This window comes from Stenotrophomonas sp. YJH_SMC_48-3, assembly GCF_059369375.1.
Map to the genome: position 1 here is coordinate 163,917 of NZ_JCAFSQ010000006.1, position 18,778 is coordinate 182,694.

Annotated in this window: 18 protein-coding genes and 1 pseudogene; 15 read left to right on the forward strand and 4 right to left on the reverse strand. The window is 67.0% G+C overall.

What is annotated here, in order from left to right:
* Position 1 precedes the first annotated feature (1 nt).
* From AC5P65_RS11725 to map, 10 genes are all read left to right on the forward strand, one after another.
* Positions 2–361, forward strand: a complete 360-nt coding sequence (locus AC5P65_RS11725) for an EamA family transporter (RefSeq protein ID WP_021202495.1) — start codon at positions 2–4, stop codon at positions 359–361.
* Positions 358–756 carry a DMT family transporter gene (locus AC5P65_RS11730; protein WP_019659193.1) on the forward strand — a complete coding sequence of 133 codons (399 nt, stop codon included), beginning with the start codon at positions 358–360 and terminating at the stop codon, positions 754–756. The genes AC5P65_RS11725 and AC5P65_RS11730 overlap by 4 nt, the downstream gene beginning before the upstream one ends.
* 10 nt (positions 757–766) lie before the next feature.
* Complete coding sequence (locus AC5P65_RS11735; RefSeq protein WP_111098993.1) at positions 767–1,969, forward strand: DegT/DnrJ/EryC1/StrS family aminotransferase; 1,203 nt, start codon at positions 767–769, stop codon at positions 1,967–1,969.
* A gap of 174 nt (positions 1,970–2,143) precedes the next feature.
* Positions 2,144–2,860 (forward strand): MtnX-like HAD-IB family phosphatase, encoded by a 717-nt coding sequence (locus tag AC5P65_RS11740; RefSeq protein WP_049455638.1) that lies wholly within the window; start codon positions 2,144–2,146, stop codon positions 2,858–2,860.
* Between the two features lie 48 nt (positions 2,861–2,908).
* Positions 2,909–4,309, forward strand: a complete 1,401-nt coding sequence (locus AC5P65_RS11745; RefSeq protein WP_005408663.1) for an aspartate aminotransferase family protein — start codon at positions 2,909–2,911, stop codon at positions 4,307–4,309.
* A gap of 28 nt (positions 4,310–4,337) precedes the next feature.
* A complete protein-coding gene (locus tag AC5P65_RS11750; protein ID WP_111098994.1) occupies positions 4,338–5,408 on the forward strand; it encodes a GNAT family N-acetyltransferase in 1,071 nt (356 codons plus the stop codon).
* A 3-nt stretch (positions 5,409–5,411) separates the two neighbouring features.
* A complete protein-coding gene (locus AC5P65_RS11755; RefSeq protein WP_111098995.1) occupies positions 5,412–6,296 on the forward strand; it encodes an arginase family protein in 885 nt (294 codons plus the stop codon).
* A gap of 110 nt (positions 6,297–6,406) precedes the next feature.
* Positions 6,407–6,766, forward strand: a complete 360-nt coding sequence (locus tag AC5P65_RS11760; RefSeq protein WP_111098996.1) for a bleomycin resistance protein — start codon at positions 6,407–6,409, stop codon at positions 6,764–6,766.
* Between the two features lie 67 nt (positions 6,767–6,833).
* A complete protein-coding gene (locus AC5P65_RS11765) occupies positions 6,834–7,046 on the forward strand; it encodes a ParD-like family protein (protein ID WP_005415768.1) in 213 nt (70 codons plus the stop codon).
* 10 nt (positions 7,047–7,056) lie between these two features.
* The gene (map, locus tag AC5P65_RS11770) at positions 7,057–7,839 is read left to right on the forward strand and encodes a type I methionyl aminopeptidase (RefSeq protein ID WP_181451846.1); all 783 of its coding nucleotides are present in this window, start codon (positions 7,057–7,059) and stop codon (positions 7,837–7,839) included.
* Here the strand turns inward: map and AC5P65_RS11775 are convergent.
* A complete protein-coding gene (locus AC5P65_RS11775; protein WP_111098998.1) occupies positions 7,836–8,450 on the reverse strand; it encodes a LysE/ArgO family amino acid transporter in 615 nt (204 codons plus the stop codon). The two genes, map and AC5P65_RS11775, sit on opposite strands and share 4 nt — an antisense overlap.
* A gap of 106 nt (positions 8,451–8,556) precedes the next feature.
* Here AC5P65_RS11775 and AC5P65_RS11780 point away from each other — a divergent pair.
* The 5 genes and pseudogenes from AC5P65_RS11780 (at position 8,557) to AC5P65_RS11800 (ending at position 14,125) form a co-directional block, all read left to right on the forward strand.
* Positions 8,557–9,344 (forward strand): annotated as a pseudogene (locus AC5P65_RS11780) (LysR family transcriptional regulator ArgP).
* 78 nt (positions 9,345–9,422) lie between these two features.
* Positions 9,423–10,829: a TolC family protein gene (locus AC5P65_RS11785; protein WP_111098999.1), complete on the forward strand. Its 1,407-nt coding sequence runs from the start codon at positions 9,423–9,425 to the stop codon at positions 10,827–10,829.
* Entirely contained in the window at positions 10,822–11,835 is a 1,014-nt protein-coding gene (locus AC5P65_RS11790) for an HlyD family secretion protein (RefSeq protein ID WP_019659205.1), read from the forward strand. The genes AC5P65_RS11785 and AC5P65_RS11790 overlap by 8 nt, the downstream gene beginning before the upstream one ends.
* Entirely contained in the window at positions 11,820–13,007 is a 1,188-nt protein-coding gene (locus tag AC5P65_RS11795) for an ABC transporter permease (RefSeq protein WP_111099000.1), read from the forward strand. The genes AC5P65_RS11790 and AC5P65_RS11795 overlap by 16 nt, the downstream gene beginning before the upstream one ends.
* Entirely contained in the window at positions 13,004–14,125 is a 1,122-nt protein-coding gene (locus AC5P65_RS11800) for an ABC transporter permease (RefSeq protein ID WP_495215581.1), read from the forward strand. Before AC5P65_RS11795 ends, AC5P65_RS11800 begins: the two co-directional genes overlap by 4 nt.
* Before the next feature lie 51 nt (positions 14,126–14,176).
* Here the strand turns inward: AC5P65_RS11800 and AC5P65_RS11805 are convergent, their stop codons facing one another.
* From AC5P65_RS11805 to AC5P65_RS11815, 3 genes are all read right to left on the reverse strand, one after another.
* Positions 14,177–15,469 carry a hypothetical protein gene (locus AC5P65_RS11805; RefSeq protein ID WP_180832710.1) on the reverse strand — a complete coding sequence of 431 codons (1,293 nt, stop codon included), beginning with the start codon at positions 15,467–15,469 and terminating at the stop codon, positions 14,177–14,179.
* Positions 15,470–15,694: 225 nt separating this feature from the next.
* Entirely contained in the window at positions 15,695–16,063 is a 369-nt protein-coding gene (locus tag AC5P65_RS11810; RefSeq protein ID WP_014646414.1) for a glycine zipper 2TM domain-containing protein, read from the reverse strand.
* A gap of 166 nt (positions 16,064–16,229) precedes the next feature.
* Positions 16,230–18,452 carry a methyl-accepting chemotaxis protein gene (locus AC5P65_RS11815; protein ID WP_026346935.1) on the reverse strand — a complete coding sequence of 741 codons (2,223 nt, stop codon included), beginning with the start codon at positions 18,450–18,452 and terminating at the stop codon, positions 16,230–16,232.
* Positions 18,453–18,778 lie beyond the last annotated feature (326 nt).

An 18,778-nucleotide genomic window follows, 5' to 3' on the forward strand; every position in this document is an offset into this window, starting at 1 on the left:
GATGGGGGCACTTGCCACGCTGTTGTGGCTGGCCAATGTGGTACTCGATACCGGTGGCCAGCTCGCCTTCAAGGCCGCCGCCAGCGATCCGCAGGAAGGCGAAGGACTGCAACGCTGGAAACACATGCTCAGCCGCCCCTGGCTGTGGATCGGCATCGCCTGCTACGTGCTTGAGTTCGTCGCCTGGATTGCGTTCCTGTCGCTGGTTCCATTGTCCAAGGGCGTGCTGCTTGGCTCGATCAACATCGTCGCGCTGATGATCGCCGGCCGCATCCTGTTCCGCGAAAAGCTCACGCCATTGCGGGTGACCGGCATGCTGCTGGTCACGGCGGGCGTGGCGGTGGTGGGGGCCGGCTCATGAGGCGCCTGTATGTAATCGGCTTCCCGCTGCTGATGGCCTTCGACACACTGGCCCAGCTGTGCTTCAAATACGCCGGCGACGCCGCGCTGCCGGTGGAGGCCAACACGGCGTGGCTGCTGCGCGTGCTGTCGCAGCCGTGGGTGTACGGCGCCATCCTCGGCTACGTGGGGGCGTTCTTCACCTGGATGAGCCTGCTGCGGCATGCGCCGATCGGTCCGGCATTCGCGGCTTCGCACCTGGAAGTGATCAGCGTGCTGCTGCTGTCGGCGTGGCTGTTGAACGAACCACTGACCCTGCACCACCTGGTCGGTGCGGTCCTGATCGTGGCCGGCATCGCCTGCCTCGGTCGCGCCGAAGCAGACGATCCGCACAGCCCCGCCGCAAGCACGCCATGAGCGCGCGGCGATGAGCCTGTTCGCGCGCGAACTGCCGCCGACGGCTGGCCTGCCGATGCAGGCCAGCGACTTCCTTCCCGGTGGTGGCGACCTGCGCGCGATCCTGGCCAGTCAGCTCGGCACACCGCCGCTGCAGTTGACCTGTTCCGGCACACACGCGCTGCTGATCGCGCTGCGTACGCTGCGCAAGCGTGCGCCCAAGCGCGACACCGTGATCCTGCCGGCCTATACCTGCCCGCTGGTGCCGATCGCGGTGCACAGCCTGGGCCTGCGCGTGCAGCTGTGCGATACCCGCCACGGCCATTTCGACTTTGATCCCGGCCAGCTCAGGCGTCTGGCCGATGCGCGCACGCTGGCGATCCTGCCGACCCACCTGGGCGGGCGCATCGCCGATGTCGAACTGGCCTGCGAAGTCGCCCGCAACGCCGGCGCCTGGGTGATCGAGGACGCCGCACAGGCACTCGGCGCACGGGTCGGCAACAGCAGTGTCGGCCTGCGTGGCGATATCGGATTCTTCAGCCTGGCTGCCGGCAAGGGCCTGAGCCTGCATGAAGGCGGCCTGCTGGTCAGCCGTGACGACGAACTGCGTGCTGGGCTGGCCGAACATGCCGCCGAACAGGTACGTTTCAGCCTGCGCTGGGAGCTGCTTCGCAGCGTGCAGCTGCTCGGCCTTGCCGCCTGTTACCGCCCCTCGCTGCTGTCGCTGGTGTACGGCAATCCTCTGCGCAGCGCCCTGCAACGCGGCGATCTGGAAGACGCGGTCGGAGACATTTTCCCGCTGGACATCCCGCAGCACCGGGTCAGCCAGTGGCGGCAGAACGTGGGCGCCCACGCCGCACGGCGGCTGCCTGCGTTCCTGCAGGCCGGGCGCCTGCGCGCACTGCAGCTGCGTGTGCAGCTGGCACAGCTGCCGGCGGTGGAGGTCGTCGATGGCCTGGCCGGCACCGGCGGCACCTGGCCGATGCTGATGCTGCTGCTGCCCAGCCAGCGCGCCCGCGATGCTGTACTGAAAGACCTGTGGCCACGCGGGCTCGGCGCCAGCCGCATGTTCATCCATGCCCTGCCCGACTACGCGTACCTGCGCGGCATCGTGCCGCAGGACGACATGCCCAACGCACGCGACTTCGCCGCACGCATGCTGACGCTTGGCAACAGCGCCTGGCAGACCCGTGAAGAGACGGCCGAAATACTGCAGGTGCTGGCCCGCGCGTGACTTCAAGACGCACGGATGGACTGCACCTCACGCATTCATCCATGCACCTTCCTGAACGCTTTCCCAGCCCGTCAATGAAGCCTTTCAACAGGAAAGGAACGAGAAAGGCGGCCTGCCTACATTGAGCCTGCCCCGGCATCGTGCCGGACGTTTCTTTCATCGACGGACCTGCCCATGCACTGGAGCATCCTGTGTGACTTCGATGGCACCATCAGCCTCGAAGATGTCATCGACTCGCTGCTGGAAAAGTACGGCCAGCCGGGCTGGCAGGAACTGGAAGACCAATGGAAGGCTGGAAAGATCGGCTCGCGCGAATGCATGCAGGGCCAGGTGCGGCTGCTGAAGCTGGACCCGGCCACGCTCGATGCGCACCTGGACCAGGTGCAGATCGATCCGGGCTTCGTCGCCTTCGTCGCCCGCGCCGAGCAGCTGGGCGTGCCACTGCGCATCGTCAGCGACGGCCTGGATTATGCGATCCACCGCATCCTCGCCAACCATGGCCTGTCGCGACTGCCGGTGGTGGCCAACCACCTGCGCTGGTGCGGGGACCACTGGGAACTGGAATCGCCCTACCAGGCCGAAGGCTGCCGCAGTGGCACCTGCAAATGCACCTGCGCCGCGCAGGCGCGCGCCAACGAAGCACCGCGCGTGCTGATGATCGGTGACGGCAGCTCGGATTTCTGCGTATCCGAAGATGCCGACTTCGTGTTCGCCAAGCGCCGCCTGATCACCCATTGCGCCAATGCCGGCATCGGGCATGCCGCCATCGCTACCTTCCACGATGCAATCGCGCTGTTGCCGCGCCTGCTCGATGGCAGCCTGCTGCAGCCACGCCGCATCGACGCCAGCCCGCAGCCCACCGCACTGCCCCTGCTGCTGGCCACCGCCTGAGCACGCCCCCGCCACCTCTTTCGAACGTCCTTCACGGAACCGAACTGCATGAACATTTTTGACAAGAACGCCGACGCGGCTGCCTCCGATGCGCAGCTGCTGGCCGACGAAGCCCGCTACAGCTCCTTCGGCGACACCGTCCACTACGTCGATCCGCCGAAGATCTTCCAGCGCGGCGAAGGCAGCTACATGTTCGACGGCGCGGGCGTGCCCTACCTCGACCTGCAGATGTGGTACTCGGCGTGCAACTTCGGCTACAGCAACAAGCGCCTGAACGATGCACTGAAGGACCAGATCGACACCCTGCCGCAGGTCGCCAGCCAGTACCTGCACCCGACCCGCGTGCAGCTGGCCAAGACCATTGCCGTGGACATGCACGAGAAGTTCGGCCTCGACGGCCGCGTGCACTTCAACGTCGGCGGCGCGCAGGCCATTGAGGACTCGCTGAAGATCGTGCGCAACGCGCGCGGCGGCAAGAGCCTGATGTTCGCCTTCGAGGGCGGCTACCACGGCCGCACCCTGGGTGCGTCGTCGATCACCTCCAGCTACCGCTACCGCCGCCGCTACGGTCACTTCGGCGAGCGCGCGATGTTCATCCCGTTCCCGTACCCCTTCCGCCGCCCGAAGGGCATGACCCCGGACGAGTACTCCGACCACTGCGTGTGGCAGTTCGAGCGGCTGTTCGAAAGCGAGTACAACGGCGTGTGGGATCCCAAGGTCGGCCAGGCCGAGTACGCCGCGTTCTACGTCGAGCCGATCCAGGGCACCGGCGGCTACGTCATCCCGCCGCGCAACTTCTTCACCGGCCTCAAGCGCGTGCTGGACAAGTACGGCATCCTGATGGTCGTCGATGAAATCCAGATGGGTTTCTGGCGCACCGGCAAGCTGTGGTCGATCGAGCACTTCGGCGTGACCCCGGACGTGCTGGTGTTCGGCAAGGCGCTGACCAACGGCCTGAACCCGCTGTCGGGCCTGTGGGCGCGCGAAGAGCTGATCAACCCGACCGTGTTCCCGCCGGGCTCCACCCACTCCACCTTCAATTCCAACCCACTGGGCACCCGCCTGGGCCTGGAAGTGCTGAAGCTGGGCAAGGAAATGGATTACGAGCGCACCGTGCCGGAAAAGGGCGCGTACTTCCTCGACGGCCTGCGCGGCCTGCAGAAGCGCCACCCGGAAATCGGCGACGTCGACGGCCTGGGCCTGGCGCTGCGTGCGGAAATCTGCCAGGCCGACGGCTACACCCCGAACAAGGAGCTGCTGGACCGCATGGTCGACATCGGCCTGGCCGGTGACCTGCTGCACGACGGCAAGCGCATGGGCCTCGTGCTCGACGTGGGTGGCTGGTACAAGAACGTGATCACCTTCGCGCCGTCGCTGGACATCAGCTACGAAGAAATCGACCTGGCGATCACCCTGCTCGACCAGGCGCTGACCAAGGCCAAGGGCTGAGGTCGATGCGCTGCCGGTTCCCGTGCCGATGGAGATGACGTCACGCGCATCCAGCACCGCGCTGGAACCGGCCGCGCTGCTGGAGGGCTTCCTGGCCCACCCGCCGCTCGGATTCGAGGCAGGCCGCCTTCCCAGCGGCCTGCCGACCTTCCGTGCGCCGCTCGACCTGACCACCACGATGGATGACGAACTGCGCGGCAGGCTGCTCGGCCTGCCGCTGTCGCGCCTGTGGCGGCCGTGGATCACCTGGAAGACGCGCTTCGTCGGTGCCACCAGCACCGAGTACACCCCGCTGCCGGCACACGTTGCCCCGGAGGCGCTGGCCGAGGACGTGACGCGTCACGCGATCGGCGATACCCGGCTGCTGGTGGTGAAGGACCTGGCAGTCGATTCACCGCTGCTGGACGACGCGGCCAACGCACACAGCGGCGCCTTCCTGCAGGCGCTGCTGGCACGCGGCTTCGTCGAACTGGAAGGCATGCCGCTGGCCTGGGTGGCGATCGATTTCGATTCGCTCGATGGCTATCTCGGCCGCCTGTCATCCTCGCGCCGCAAGAACATCCGTCGCAAGTTGCGTTCGCGCGATGACCTGCAGATCGACTGCATCGCCACCGGCAACCCGGCCCTGGCCGACCCGCAACTGCAGGCCGAACTGTACGCGCTGTACCTGGACGTATACGCGCAGAGCGCGGTGCATTTCGACCAGCTCGACCTGTCCTATTTCCAATACCTGCTGGCCGACAGCCAGGGCCAGGGCCAGGGCCGCATGTTCCTGTACCGCCACCAGGGTCTGCTGATCGGCTGGAACCTGTGCTACATCCACGCCGGAAAGCTGGTGGACAAGTATATTGGCCTGGCCTACCCGCAATCACGCGAGCACAACCTGTACGCGGTCAGCTGGATGCACAACATCGAGTACGCCCTGCAGCACGGCCTGAGCCACTACGTGGCCGGCTGGACCGACTCGCGCATCAAGGCCGAACTGGGTGCGCGCTTCACCTCCACCCGGCATGCGATCCATGCCCGTTCCCCGCTGCTGCGTGCCGCCCTTCGCAGGCTGGCCCCGTACCTGCAGGGCGAACCTGATGGAGGCGGTTGAACGATGCCGGTGCGTTCGCCGCTGATCCTGGACCTGGACGGTGGCGTGCTGCCGCTGCCCCGGGCGCAGATCCTGGCCCTGCCGCAGTGGCACGACCCGCTGCGCTTTGCCTGCAGCAATGCCACCCTGGACCGTTTCGCCGCCGAAGTGCTGGCACCGCTGCCCGCGCAGCTCGGCACGGTCATGCTCGGCAGTGGTGACTTCCACCATCTCAGCCTGCCGCTGCTGCGCCGCATGCATGGGCAGGCGCCATTCCAGCTGGTCGTGCTGGACAACCATCCGGACAACATGCGTTTCCCGTTCGGCATGCACTGCGGCTCGTGGGTAAACGCCGCCAGCAAGCTGCCGCAGATCTCGCACATCCATGTGCTCGGCGTCACCTCCAGGGACATCGGCCTCGGTCATGCCTGGGAGAACCACTGGCGACCGCTGATGTGCGGTCGCCTGACCTACTGGTGCATGGATGTGGACGTGGGCTGGGGCCATCGCCTCGGCATGGGCCACGCCTTCCGCCGTTTCGAGCATCCCGAGGCCCTGGTCGCCGCGTTCGCCGCCGAGCAGGCCACGTCACCGCAGCCGACCTATCTGTCGATCGACAAGGATGTGTTCGCCGAGGACGTTGCCCGCAGCAACTGGGACCAGGGCCGCTTCCAGCTGGAACACGCGCTGGTGGTGATCGAAGCACTGCGCGCCGGTGGCCTGGTCGGCAGTGACATCACCGGCGAAGTGTCGCTGGCCCACTACCGCAGCCGCTTCAAGCGCTGGCTGTCCTCGCTGGATGGCCAGCCCGACATCCGTGTCGATGACCTGCCCGCGTGGCAGGCGCGGCACCAACAGGTGAACCGCGAGCTGCTGGCGGCTATGGCTTCGGTGCCAACCGCCTGCTGACCGCGTCCGGTCGTGCCGGCCGCTGGCCGGCAACCTCGTTGTTCCCGGGCGCATGCGGATGCCGGCCAGCGGCCGGCACTACACTGGACTTCCGCCCCGGAGCCGCCGCGATGCCCCAGACCGTCATCCCGCAACTGCGCATGCACCACGCCGATACCACCCTGCCGTTCTACGTGCAGGGACTGGGTTTCGTAGTCGACTGGGAACACCGCTTCGAACCAGGCTTCCCACTGTTCGCCCAGCTCACCCGCGACGGCCAGACGATCTTCCTCACCGAGCACAGCGGCGACTGTGAGGTCGGCGGCGCGGTGTACTTCATCGTCGAGGACGTAGACGCGCTGCACCGCGCCTTCAGCGCCGCGGGTGTCCCCATCGAACAGCCGCCGCATGACACCGAATGGGGCAGCCGCGAGATGCGGCTGCGTGACCCCGACGGCAACCGCCTGCGCTTTGCCACCCACCTGGACTGAACAACGCGGGCTTGAGGCGGATATACGAAACATATACGCTTCGTATATTCCCACTCCAGGACCGCCGATGGGCATCGTCAACATCGATGACACCCTGCACGACCAGTTGCGCCGTGCCTGCACTGTCTCCAGCCGTTCGATCAACGCCCAGGCCAACTTCTGGATCCGGGTCGGCATGCTGTGCGAGATGAACCCCACGCTGAGCTTCCAGGACATCGTCGCCAGCGAACTGCGGGCTGCCGGGGTGCAGCCGCCGCTGCTGGCACCGGGACAGGTCTGAGCAGATGGCGATCATCAAGCGCCCCGACGAGATCGCGCTGATGGCCGAATCCGGGCGCCTGCTTGCGCAGGTGTTCGCCGCGCTCGACCGGCTGCCACTGCAGGGCCGCAGCACGATGGAGATCAACGATTTCGTCGAACGCATGATCGTTGACGAGCTGCAGGCGCGGCCGGCCAGCAAGGGCCAGTACGGCTTCCCGTACGTGCTCAACGCCTCGATCGACAACGTGATCTGCCACGGCGTACCCAGCACCACCGACGTGCTGCGTAACGGCCAGATCGTCAACCTCGACATCACCCTGGAGAAGAACGGCTACATCGCCGACTCCAGCACCACCTACCTGGTGGGCGAGGTCGACTACGCCGCGCGCAGGCTGGTGCAGACCGCCTACCAGGCGATGTGGAAAGGCATCGCTGCGGTGCGCCCCGGCGCGCACCTGGGCGATATCGGCCACGCCATCGCCCGCCACGCGCGCAGCCACGGCTACAGCGTGGTGAAGGAATACTGCGGCCACGGCATCGGCCAGGAAATGCACGAGGAACCGCAGATCCTGCACTACGGCCATCCCAACACCGGCAGGGTGCTGGAAGAAGGCATGGTGTTCACCATCGAGCCGATGCTCAACCAGGGCAAGCCGGCCATCCGCCAACAGCCGGACGAATGGCCGGTCTACACCCGCGACGGCAAACTGTCGGCGCAGTTCGAGCACACGGTGGCGGTAACCCGCACCGGTGTGTGCGTACTGACCCTGCGCCCCGGCGAAGCGCCACTGTGCGCGGTGGACGCGGCCTAGAGCGGACGCAACAGCAACAGTGTCGCCAGGCAGAACATGAAGACCGCCACGGCGGCATCCAGCACCCGCCAGGCACCTGGCCTGCGGAACACCGGCTGCAACAGGCGCGCGCCATAGCCCAGAGAACAGAACCAGGCCACGCTGGCCAGGCACGCCCCGGCGGCGAAGGCCCAGCGCAGGTCACCCGGGTAGCGCGTGGACAGACTGCCCAGCAGCACCACGGTATCCAGGTAGACGTGCGGATTGAGCAGGGTGAAGGCCAGGCAGGTCAGCAGCACCTGGCGCGCGCTGCCGCCCTGCGCCTCGGCCGCGGCCAGTGCACTGCCTCCGCGCCACGCGCGCAGCCCTGCCCGCAGGCCATACCACAGCAGGAACGCGGCGCCACCGAAGCGCAGCACCTGCAGCAGCAGCGGCCACTGCAGCACCAGCGCGCCCATGCCGCCGACGCCGGCCAGTATCAGCGCGATGTCCGCGCCGGCACAGGCAGCCACCACCGTTCCGACATGCCGACGCTGCAACCCTTGTCGCAGCACGAAGGCATTCTGTGCGCCGATGGCGATGATCAGGCCGGCACCCGCGAACAGGCCGGCGGCAATGGCGGCGATCCACATCAGGAAGGCCCAGGCAGCGAGGGGACGCGCAGGGTGCGGCCAATTGCCCTGTTTAGACAATCTGATTTTTCTTTATCCTGTGCAGGAAAACTGAAGAGGCGACGGCATGGACCTGGTACATCCGCAGCTGGCCGCATTCGCTGCGGTGCTGGAAGAAGGCAGCTTCGAGGCCGCGGCACGCCGCCTGTCGATCAGCCCGTCGGCACTGTCGCAGCGGGTCAAGGCGCTGGAAGACCGCCTCGGCCAGGTACTGGTGGTGCGCCAGGCACCCTAGCGCGTACGCCCATCCCCCTGGCGGTCAACGACGACTCGCTTGACACCTGGTTCGTGCCGGCCATCGCCGACCTGCACCAGCGCCATGGCTACCTGTTCGACCTGCGCATGGACGACCAGGACCACACCCTGCAACTGCTGCGCGATGGCAGCGTGCTCGGCGCGGTCACCGCCGAAAGCCAGCCGGTGAAGGGCTGCAACGTATACCCGCTCGGCGCCATGCGGTACCAAGCGATTGCTTCGCCCAGCTTCGCCCGCCAGTACTTCAGCGACGGCATGCAGGCTGCGGCACTGGCGCGCGCACCGATGCTGGTGTTCAACCGCAAAGATGAACTGCAATGGCGCTTCGTGCGGCGCCTGACCCGCGCGCGCCTGCAGCCGCCGCTACACTACCTGCCCTCCTCCACCGGTTTCGTCGAAGCCGCCGCGTGCGGACTCGGCTGGGGCATGGCCCCGGAAACCCTGGTCGCGCCCGCCGTGTGCGCTGGCCGCGTGGTGGTCCTGGAACCCCGCCGCTGGCTCGATGTGCCGCTGTACTGGCAGCATGCCGCCGTGCGCTCAAGCACGCTGCAGCACATCACCCAGGCGCTGCGCACTGCGGCCAGCGGCACCCTTCGTTGAGGACGAAACGATGATCGCAGACCCGGGCTTCACGCCGCGCGCACTACCGTTTGCGCACTTCTTTACCACTGGGACGGCATGGGCGTGATCGGCCGACGTACAAGGATGCACCGCACGAAGGCCGCACTGGCGCTGGTGCTGGCGACCTGCCTGCCAACCGCTGCCCCCGCGCAGCCCACCAGCGACGCCCCCGCATTGGACTGGGAACAGGCACGGCAACGCCTGGAGCAGGTCTCCGATGCGCTGGCGGCCGCTGATGCAGCGGTACGCAACAAGCAGGACCTGCAGGACGCCACGCGCCTGCTGCGCCTGCCGGAGATCACCGGCGAAGTGCGCCGGCTGCAGTTCCAGAAGACCCTGACCCTGCCACTGGGTTCGCTGGCGCCGGTGGCTGAAGCCTTCGGTATCGATTCGCCACTGTCGTTCACCGAGCGCGACTGGCGTACACGCCCGGTAGTGACCGCGGTGCTGCCGCTGTACACCGGCGGCGTGATCCCGGCCGCGCAACGTGCGGCCAGCGCCGCCCATGAGCAGGCCAACGCCGAGCGCGAGGCACAGCGCCAATCATTGACCGTGCAGCTGGCCCAGGCCTACTTCGGCCAGCGCCTGGCCGAGCAGGCGGTGGACGTGCGCCGCGACGTGCGCGACGGCCTCAACCGCCACCTGTCCGATGCCGAAAAGCTCGAACGCGAGGGCTTCGCCACCCGCGCCCAGCGCCTGCAGGCCACCGTGGCCCGCGACAAGGCCGAGCGCGAGTATCAGAAGACGGTGAATGACCTGGCCACGCTGAAGGCCGCGCTGTCCACGCTGCTGCGCAGTGGTGGCGAGGTGCAGCCGGTGTCGCCGCTGTTCGTGCAGCGCGTGCCGCTGGAACCGGTGACCAGCTTCGAGCGCACGGCGCAGGCGCGCCAGCCGCAGATCGCGCGCTTGCGCGCGATGGTGGCGCAGGCCGAACAGGGCGTGCGGGTGCAGCAGGCCAAGCTGAAGCCGCAGATCTTCGCCTTCGGCCAATACGACTTCCGTCGCCGCGACGAGATGCTGACCGACCCGGACTGGGCGTTCGGCATCGGGCTGAAGTACACCTTCCTGTCACCGAACTCGCGGCCGGCGCAGATCAGCGCCGCGCGTGCACAACAGGACCAGGCCGAAGCCGGCCTGCGCGAGGCCGAGAACCAGGTCGCACTGGGTGTGCGCAAGGCCTGGAACGAACTGGAAACCGCGCGCCAGCAGTTCGTGCTGCTCGACAGCAGCATCGCCCAGGCACAGGAAAACCTGCGCCTGCAGGAGCTGGCATTCCGCGAAGGCCAGGCCACCTCGCTGGATGTGATCGATGCGCGGCTCGGCTTGGGCGGCGCCCGTGTCGAGCGCGCACAGGCCGCCTACCAATACGACATTGCGCTGGCACAGTTGCTGGAGATCAGTGGACAGATGGACCGTTTCGAAGAATTCCGGCGGCGTGCGGACGAGGTGATCGACCATGAGTGATGTGCTGCACGACGATGCGACGACGCCCCCCGGCAAGCGACGGCTGGGACCGATCCTGCTGGTGGTCCTGCTGGTCGCGGTGGTGCTGGGCCTGTGGCTGGCCTGGCGCAGCCCGGCCGACCAGATCCAGGGCATGGCCGATGCGGATACGATCAACGTGGCCGCCAAGATCACCGCGCGCGTGGCCGAGCTGAAGGTGCGCGAGGGCGATCGCGTGCAGCCCGGGCAGGTGCTGTTCCTGCTCGACAGCCCCGAAGTCGCCGCCAAGGAACAGCAGGCGCACGGCGCATTGGCGGCTGCGCAGGCGGTGGCCGACAAGGCCGACGAAGGCGCGCGCAGCGAAGACATCCGCGCCGCCGAAGCGAACTGGAAGCGCGCCGAAGCCGGCGCGGCACTGGCCGAAGCCACCTACCGGCGCGTGCAGAACCTGTTCAACGAAGGGGTGATGACCCGGCAGAAGCGCGATGAAGCGCATGCCCAGGCCACCAGTTCGCGCGAACTGGCCCGCGCCGCCCGCGCGCAGTACGACATGGCACTGGCCGGCGCCCGAGAGCAGGACAAGCGCGCCGCGCAGGGCCAGGTGCAGCAGGCGCAGGGCGCGGTGGCCGAAGTCAACGCGGCGCGTGCCGAAGTGGAGGGACGCGCGCCGGTGGCGGGCGAGATCAACAAGCGCATGGCCGACCCGGGCGAGCTGGTGCCGGCCGGCTATCCGGTGTTCACCCTGGTCGACATCGACCGCATGTGGGTCGCCATGAACCTGCGCGAATCGCAGATGCAGGGCCTGAAGGTCGGCAGCAAGCTGCAGGGCAGCGTGCCGGCGCTCGGCCTGGACGGCGAATTCGAGGTCTACTTCATCAATCCGGCCGGTGACTATGCAACCTGGCGTACCACCCGCCAGTCGTCCGGCTATGACGTCCGCAGCTTCGAGGTGCGGGTGCGCCCGGTACGCCGCATCGAGGGCTTCCGCCCCGGCATGAGCGTGCTGTTCGCATGGCCCCAGCACTGAGCCCGGACCGCAACGGCTTCGCCGCTTCGTGGCGGCGCGAGCTGCAGTCGCTGCGCAGCAACCGTGCCGACCTGCTGCTGGTCACCTTGCTGCCACTACTGATGCTGGTAGTGATGGCATGGATGTTCACGCCGTCGGTGATGCGCGACATCCCGATTGCTGTGGTTGACCTTGACCACAGCAGTGACAGCCGCCTGCTGCTGCGCATGCTCGACGCCAGTCCCGGCGTACGCGTCGCCAGCCAGCCAGCGGACATGGAAGACGCACGTTCGCAGCTGCGCCGCCTGGATGTATTCGCCATCGTGCTGGTGCCGCGCGACGTCACCCGCCAAGCGCTGCGCGGCCGCCAGGGCACGGTGTTCGCCTATTACAACGCCACGTACATGACCACCGGCCAGTCGGCGGCGCGCGACATCGGCGAGGCGGTTTCCGCATGGAATGCACGCCTGCTGCGCGAGCGCATTGGCCTGCAGGTCGGCCCGGGCAAGCTGCGTGCGGCGCCGATCGCTGTGCAGTCGGACATCCTCTACAACCCGGCACGCAGCTACGAGCTGTTCCTGCTGCCGCTGATCTTCCCGGCGGTGCTGTCACTGGTACTGGCACTTGCGGTGGCCGGCAGCCTCGGCCGCGAGGTCCGCGATGGCACCCTGCCCGCCTGGCTGGGCCGCACGCCGTGGTCGGCGATTGCCGGCAAGGTCGCGCCGTACCTCCTGCTGTTCTCGCTGTATGGCGCGCTCGGCATCGGTTACCTGGCATGGCTGCGTGGCGACGGCGTGGCCGGCAGCGTACTTCTGCTGCTGCTCGCGCAGCCGTTGTTCTACCTGGCCACCGCCGCCTACGCGCTGTTCTTCGTCGGCGTCACCCGCGACATGGGCACCGCACTGTCCGCGGTGGGCCTCAGCATCGGCACCGCACTGGCGTTCTCCAGCGCCACGTTCCCGGTGCTGGACGGGCCGTTGTTCACCCGCATCTGGCATCAGCTGCTGCCATTGAGCGCCTACATCAAGCTGCAGACCCAACAGCAGTTCATCGGCTCGCCGCTGCAGGTTTCGGCATGGCCGCTGGCTACGCTGCTATTGATGACGGTGGTGGCCGGGGGCATCGGCGGGCTGCGCCTGATCGCCTTTGCGCGTACCCCAGAAGCCGCACAGCCGGCGGGGGGCGACGCATGAGCGTACTCTGGCGCAGCCTCCGGCAGACCCTGATGGCGGTCCTGTGCGACCGCTACGCGATCGTGGTGATGGTCGGCGCAGTGATCCTGTACTCGTTCTTCTATCCGGCCGCCTACCGGCACCAGGTGGCCAGCAACCTGCCGGTGCTGGTGGTGGACGAAGACCACAGCGCGACCAGCCGCGAGCTGCTGCGCAAGCTCGACGCACTGCGCGTTGCGCGCGTGGTCGGGCAACCGGCGGACGTCGACAGCGCACGCCGGCAGCTGGAAGCCGGCCAGGCCGAGGGGATCGTCGTGATCCCGGCCAATCTGGAGCGCGACATCCTGCGCGGCCATCCAGCCAAGCTGGTACTGCTTGGCAACGGCGCCTACCTGGGCCGCGCCAGCTGGGTGCTGGGCAGCGTAGCTGACGCGCTGGGTGCGTTCGGGCGTGATGCCGTGGTCGGCCAGGCCGCCTTCATGGGTGCACCGCAGGCCCCGCCGGTCACGCTTGTGCAGCGTCCGCTGTACAACACCCAGGAAGGCTATGGCAGCGCGATCGTGCCCGGGGTGGCCGAGCTGATCGTGCACCAGACGCTGTTGATGGGCATCGGCGTTCTGCTCGGCGGCCGCCGCCTCGCACTGGGCCGGCGCCTGCGCTTCGACCTGCCGACGCTGGCCGGCATGGCGTTGGGCTTCGGCCTGATCGGACTGTTCGGCCTGTTCTGGTACGCCGGTTTCACTGCCTGGGCGCAGGACTACCCGCGCGGCGGCAACCCGATAGGCCAGCTGCTGGGCGGCACCTTGTTCATCGCCGTCACCGTGGCCTTCGGCCTGTTGGTCGGCAGCTTCTTCCGCACCCGCGAGCGCGCCTTCCAGTACATCGTCGCCACCTCGATCCCGCAGTTTTTCCTGGCCAACCTGTCGTGGCCGGCGGTGATGACGCCGCAACCGCTGGTCTGGCTGGCACAGCTGCTGCCCACCACCTCGGGCATCAACCTGATGGTGCGCCTGAACCAGATGGACGCCCGCCTGACCGACGTCAGCCACGAACTGATCACCCTCACCCTTCTGCTGCTGCTTTACGGCAGCCTCGCCGCCTGGCGCCTCCTGGCCCGAAAAGGGGACGGAGGGGATTAAGTCGCAGGCAACCTCTTCAAGGGCTGCGGCATGGCCGCTTCGAGCCGACGCTCAGGGATCCGGGGCGTACCAGAACGGGATGCGGAACGCGCGACGCCGTCCGCCCCCGCGCTCGCCGCCTGTGGCATTCCACACCAGTTCCAGGTCATGGCGTCCGGGCGCGAGGCCGCGGGTAGGCAGGTACCCCACCAGGCCACGCATATCCAGGTCGCGCCGCTCCATGGGCACGAAGCCATGCAGGTCGACCGGGGCGCCGTCCAGCTTGACCTGCCAGAGCCGGGAAAGGCACTCCACTGCGGCGTTGGCGGCCTGTTGCCCGGAGGCTTCATTGTGCGCGTCCGGAAGTGCGGTGCAATGCTGGCGCGCCAGCGGATTGTCGCGTTGCGGGCGATGCGGAATGAACACGCGAAGCTGCCCACCGCTGATCGTGTCCGACGGGATCATCGGGTACGGCAGCAGCTGGTCATGCGCCGAACGCATCGATTCGTAATGCGCACTCAGCATGCCGTGCTCAACCGCCGCTTCCGTGACGATCTGGTACCGGTTGAACAGCGAGAACTTCAACGACGCCATCACCTGCACGGCGGCCAGCAGCATCGCTACCAGCACCGCGAACAGGTAGGCCGCCGTGAACGAGCGCGAGCGCAGGTTGCTCTGCATGGTCAGCTGCATGGTCTGCATCAGGCGCAACAGCGGAACCCGTTGCAGGGCCGCCAGCATGCCCTGCAGGAGTCGCTGCGGTCGCTCATGGGGCTGCCCGCGCGCCTGCCGCCGCGCCACGATCTTTTCCAGGATCCCGGGGGTAACAGCCAGCATCAACAGTGCGGCCAGCACGCTGCACAGGGCGAGCATGGCGACATGATCGGCGCCACCTGACAGCGCGCCGATCACCATCGACACACCGAGCGTCAGGACGGCCAACACCAGCGTGCCCGCCAATGTCTGTAAGGCAAGCAGGGTGGTCGAGAACAGCATCGTCGCCAGCCGGTCGGCCCGTTCGATGCTGCCATCGAGGCCTCCGTCCCGGGCCTGCAGGAAAGCGCGCGTGACCGCCCCCATTCTTGGCAGGCGCGCCCAGTCAATGCCATCGGGGAAATGCGACCGGAGGCCGATCAGCCCGATCCAGTAGCCGCGCACCGTGAGGTGGATGATCAAGGCGACTGCCAGCACATAGCACATGCCGACACTGATGCTGAAACCGAACCAGAGCATCTGGAAGTACATGCCTTCGGTGTGCAGGCTGCTGCGCGCCCAGGCGTCGAACAGATAGCCCGGCACGGCCAGCAGCGCGAACGCCAGCAGGCCCGAAATGAACAGCTCGAGTTCATCGGTGCGATCACGCACCCGTTGGGGATGGGCGGTCGCTTCCGCTATCGGGTCATGCCCGGCGAGCGGTGCCGGTTGGGGAGCTGGAGCCGATTCGTTCACTGGACGTTCATCCGTTGAGTCGGCGCAGTATAGGCATGACGCCAGATTCAGCGATACGGGTCCGGAACGACGAACGCCGGCGCGGGGCCGGCGTTCGAATACTGCGATGTGGAAGGGCCGAACAGGTGTGGCAGCGACCGATCAACGATAGACGCGTTCGCAGCGGCGCTCGACGACGCGGTCGCCGTTCTTCTGCTGGCTGTTGCCCTGGATCTGGCGACCAGCCGCACCACCGGCCACGGCGCCCGCCACGGTAGCGAGCTTCTTGCCGTTGCCGCCGCCCACCTGGTTGCCCAGCAGGCCGCCGATTACCGCGCCGGTTGCCGTACCGGCAATGCGGTTCGGATCGCGCGAGTTGCGCTGCACTTCCACGTTCTTGCAGACCACGCGGCTACCGTCGTTGAACCTGCGCCCCTCATCACGCGGGCCGTAAGTCTGCGCGCCGGCCACCGACGAGGCCGCCAGCAGGGTACCCAGCACAAGCAATCGGGTCGAGGTCTTCATGGCCATCTCCTGAATTCCGGTACGGGGCCAGTGTCCCCCAGCGGTTGGCAACCGGAAGTGAAATGGGCGTGTCCCCAATCTCGCCGGCCATCGCGCGTTCAGGGAAAAAATCCGCGCCCATCACGGTCAACGATCGTGATGGGCGCCGTCTCCCTGCCGGCATGCGCTGTTGCTAGAACTCTTCCCAGCCGCCCGCGTTCGCAGCCAGCGTCGGCTCGATGCGTGGTACCAGTACCCCCGGCCGGCGTACCGGAGTCACTTTCGCCGCGACCGCGGCCAGGACCGGGCGCACGGCTGCGGCCGTGGTTGCCGCACTGATGCGGAACACCGAAACCGCTTCGGCCAGCAGATTGGCCTGCTCCTCCATGGAACGAGCCGCGGCGCTGGCCTCTTCCACCAGCGCCGCGTTCTGCTGCGTGGTCTCGTCCATCTGCACCACCGCCTGGTTGACCTGTTCAATGCCCGAGCTCTGCTCCTGCGATGCGGCAGATATCTCGGCCATGATGTCGGTCACCCGCTGCACCGAGGCCACCACCTCGCCCATGGTGGTGCCAGCCTGGCGGACCAGCGCCGAGCCGTCGGCGACCTTGCCAACCGAATCCTCGATCAGGCCCTTGATTTCCTTGGCCGCACCCGCCGAGCGCTGTGCCAGTGTGCGCACCTCACTGGCCACCACCGCAAAGCCCCTGCCCTGTTCACCGGCTCGCGCGGCTTCCACCGCCGCGTTCAACGCCAGGATGTTGGTCTGGAAAGCAATGCCATCGATGACCGAGATGATCTCGGCGATCTTCTTCGACGAGGCCTCGATCGCCGACATCGTGGTGACTACCTGGCCGACCACCTCGCCGCCCTGCGAAGCGACACCGTGCGCGCCGATCGCGAGTTGATTGGCCTGGCGTGCGTGCTCGGCATTCTGCTTCACGGTGGAGGTCAGTTCCTCCATCGACGCCGCAGTCTCTTCCAGGTTCGCCGCCTGCTGCTCGGTGCGCCGCGACAGGTCGGTGTTGCCCGCGGCGATCTCGCCTGCCGCCAGGTTGATGCTGGACGCGCTGGCCTGGATGCGGCCGACGATCTGCGTGAGCTGGTCGACGGTGGCGTTGCAGTCATCGCGCATCCGGGCGAACACCCCGTGGAAGTCCCCCTGCATGCGCACGGTCAGGTCACCGCGCGAGATGGACTGCAACAGGCTCGATACCTGCACCAGGTTCTCGTCGGTGGTCTGCATCAGCCGGTTGAGCCCGGCCACCATGTCGTGGAAATCGTGAGCGAAGCGCTGCTCGTCACCGCGCAGGCTGAAGTCCCCCGCCGCTGCTGCCGTCGCCAGCCTGCGGATCTCACCGTTGATCGCTGACAGGCTGGCCTTGGTCTCGTCCATCGCCTGGGTGATCGCGGCCTTCTCGCCCGGCAGAGGATCCATGTCTACCGACAGATCGCCCCTGGCGTAGTGCTTCATTACTTCGATCAACCGGTTCTGCACCTGCACATGCGAGCCGACGAGCGCATTGGTCTCGTGCACCATGCGCCCGTAGTCACCGGGGAAGGCGCTCTCATCCATGCGATAGCTGAGGCTGCCCGCATCGTGCTGGCGAGCCAGTTCCCCCTGCGCCGCCATCACAGACTGCAATTGCGCCTGCATGCGCTGCATCGACCTGAGCAGCTGCGTCACCTCATCGTTGCCGGAGGCGTCGATGCTGCTGTCCAGCCGCCCGTTGGCGATGCCATCGGCGAGCTTCACGGCTCCCTCCAGCGGCCGGGTCAGGCTGCGGGTGATGGCCCATGCGGCCAGCGAGCCGAGTATCAGGCTCAGCACGCCGAACACGATCGACAAGGTGCCGGTCCACGCCTCGGTCGCGCGGTAGTCCTCGCGGCTGCGCGCCGTCAGCACCTCCTGGTGCCGCAGCAGGGTGGAGATCGCCTCGTTCCAGGCCGTCGCCAGGCCCTGCTCGGCAAGCAGCTCCTTGGCTGCACCGTCGAAATCGCCGGCCTTCATGCGCTCATGCAGTTGCCGGGTGGACGCGTCGGTGGCCTTGCGTGCCGCGTCGATCCGCGCGACCAGCGTATCGCCGGTGGCATCACGCGGAATCTTGATGTACTTGGCCCATATGGCGTCGTAAGCCTGCGACAGCTCCTGCGCCTTCCGATAATCCCTGTCGAAATCCTCACCGCGCTTGATCACCATCAGCCGGCGCTGCATCAGCACCGCATTGTTGGTATCCAGCATCTCGTTCAACAACCGCATTTTCACCATGTTGACGTCCACCACTTTCTCGAACTGGGTGGACTTCAGGTGATTTCCGTACAACGCCAGGCCGACGATGGCGACGATGAACAGCAGCAGCAAACCAAACCCGGCGCCCAGCCGGGATCCCACTCGGAGGTTGCGTAAGGCGAGCATCTCAATTCCCTTGATCAATGGCCGTACGGTCGATGGCGGCGCAGGCAGGGGAAACTTTATGGGCCGATATTATTGTATCGATCCAGATATCCTGAAATGTGCGGGCTGTTGTGAAAACCGCGCACCGGCAAATTCCTGCAGCCGCGCATTGCAAACGTGCATCGGACCACCCAATATTCGACCTGAATGCGGGTTATTCATTTTGCGAGCCGGTGACGGCGCATGGAGAACGAGTAGCCAGCATTAACTTGGGCTGCGAAGAAGCCACCAGAGGCATGTGCCACGCTTCCTTCCGCCTCTGGCCTGGGAAAGAACGTTCGATACTT

Excerpts from the sequence above, each read along its gene's own strand:
- AC5P65_RS11725 (WP_021202495.1), top strand. The coding sequence starts at position 2 with ATGGGGGCACTTGCCACGCTGTTGTGGCTGGCCAATGTGGTACTCGAT.
- AC5P65_RS11730 (WP_019659193.1), top strand. The coding sequence starts at position 358 with ATGAGGCGCCTGTATGTAATCGGCTTCCCGCTGCTGATGGCCTTCGAC.
- AC5P65_RS11735 (WP_111098993.1), top strand. The coding sequence starts at position 767 with ATGAGCCTGTTCGCGCGCGAACTGCCGCCGACGGCTGGCCTGCCGATG.
- AC5P65_RS11740 (WP_049455638.1), top strand. The coding sequence starts at position 2,144 with ATGCACTGGAGCATCCTGTGTGACTTCGATGGCACCATCAGCCTCGAA.
- AC5P65_RS11745 (WP_005408663.1), top strand. The coding sequence starts at position 2,909 with ATGAACATTTTTGACAAGAACGCCGACGCGGCTGCCTCCGATGCGCAG.
- AC5P65_RS11750 (WP_111098994.1), top strand. The coding sequence starts at position 4,338 with ATGGAGATGACGTCACGCGCATCCAGCACCGCGCTGGAACCGGCCGCG.
- AC5P65_RS11755 (WP_111098995.1), top strand. The coding sequence starts at position 5,412 with ATGCCGGTGCGTTCGCCGCTGATCCTGGACCTGGACGGTGGCGTGCTG.
- AC5P65_RS11760 (WP_111098996.1), top strand. The coding sequence starts at position 6,407 with ATGCCCCAGACCGTCATCCCGCAACTGCGCATGCACCACGCCGATACC.
- AC5P65_RS11765 (WP_005415768.1), top strand. The coding sequence starts at position 6,834 with ATGGGCATCGTCAACATCGATGACACCCTGCACGACCAGTTGCGCCGT.
- AC5P65_RS11775 (WP_111098998.1), bottom strand. The coding sequence starts at position 8,450 with ATGTGGATCGCCGCCATTGCCGCCGGCCTGTTCGCGGGTGCCGGCCTG.
- AC5P65_RS11785 (WP_111098999.1), top strand. The coding sequence starts at position 9,423 with ATGGGCGTGATCGGCCGACGTACAAGGATGCACCGCACGAAGGCCGCA.
- AC5P65_RS11790 (WP_019659205.1), top strand. The coding sequence starts at position 10,822 with ATGAGTGATGTGCTGCACGACGATGCGACGACGCCCCCCGGCAAGCGA.
- AC5P65_RS11795 (WP_111099000.1), top strand. The coding sequence starts at position 11,820 with ATGGCCCCAGCACTGAGCCCGGACCGCAACGGCTTCGCCGCTTCGTGG.
- AC5P65_RS11800 (WP_495215581.1), top strand. The coding sequence starts at position 13,004 with ATGAGCGTACTCTGGCGCAGCCTCCGGCAGACCCTGATGGCGGTCCTG.
- AC5P65_RS11810 (WP_014646414.1), bottom strand. The coding sequence starts at position 16,063 with ATGGCCATGAAGACCTCGACCCGATTGCTTGTGCTGGGTACCCTGCTG.
- AC5P65_RS11815 (WP_026346935.1), bottom strand. The coding sequence starts at position 18,452 with ATGCTCGCCTTACGCAACCTCCGAGTGGGATCCCGGCTGGGCGCCGGG.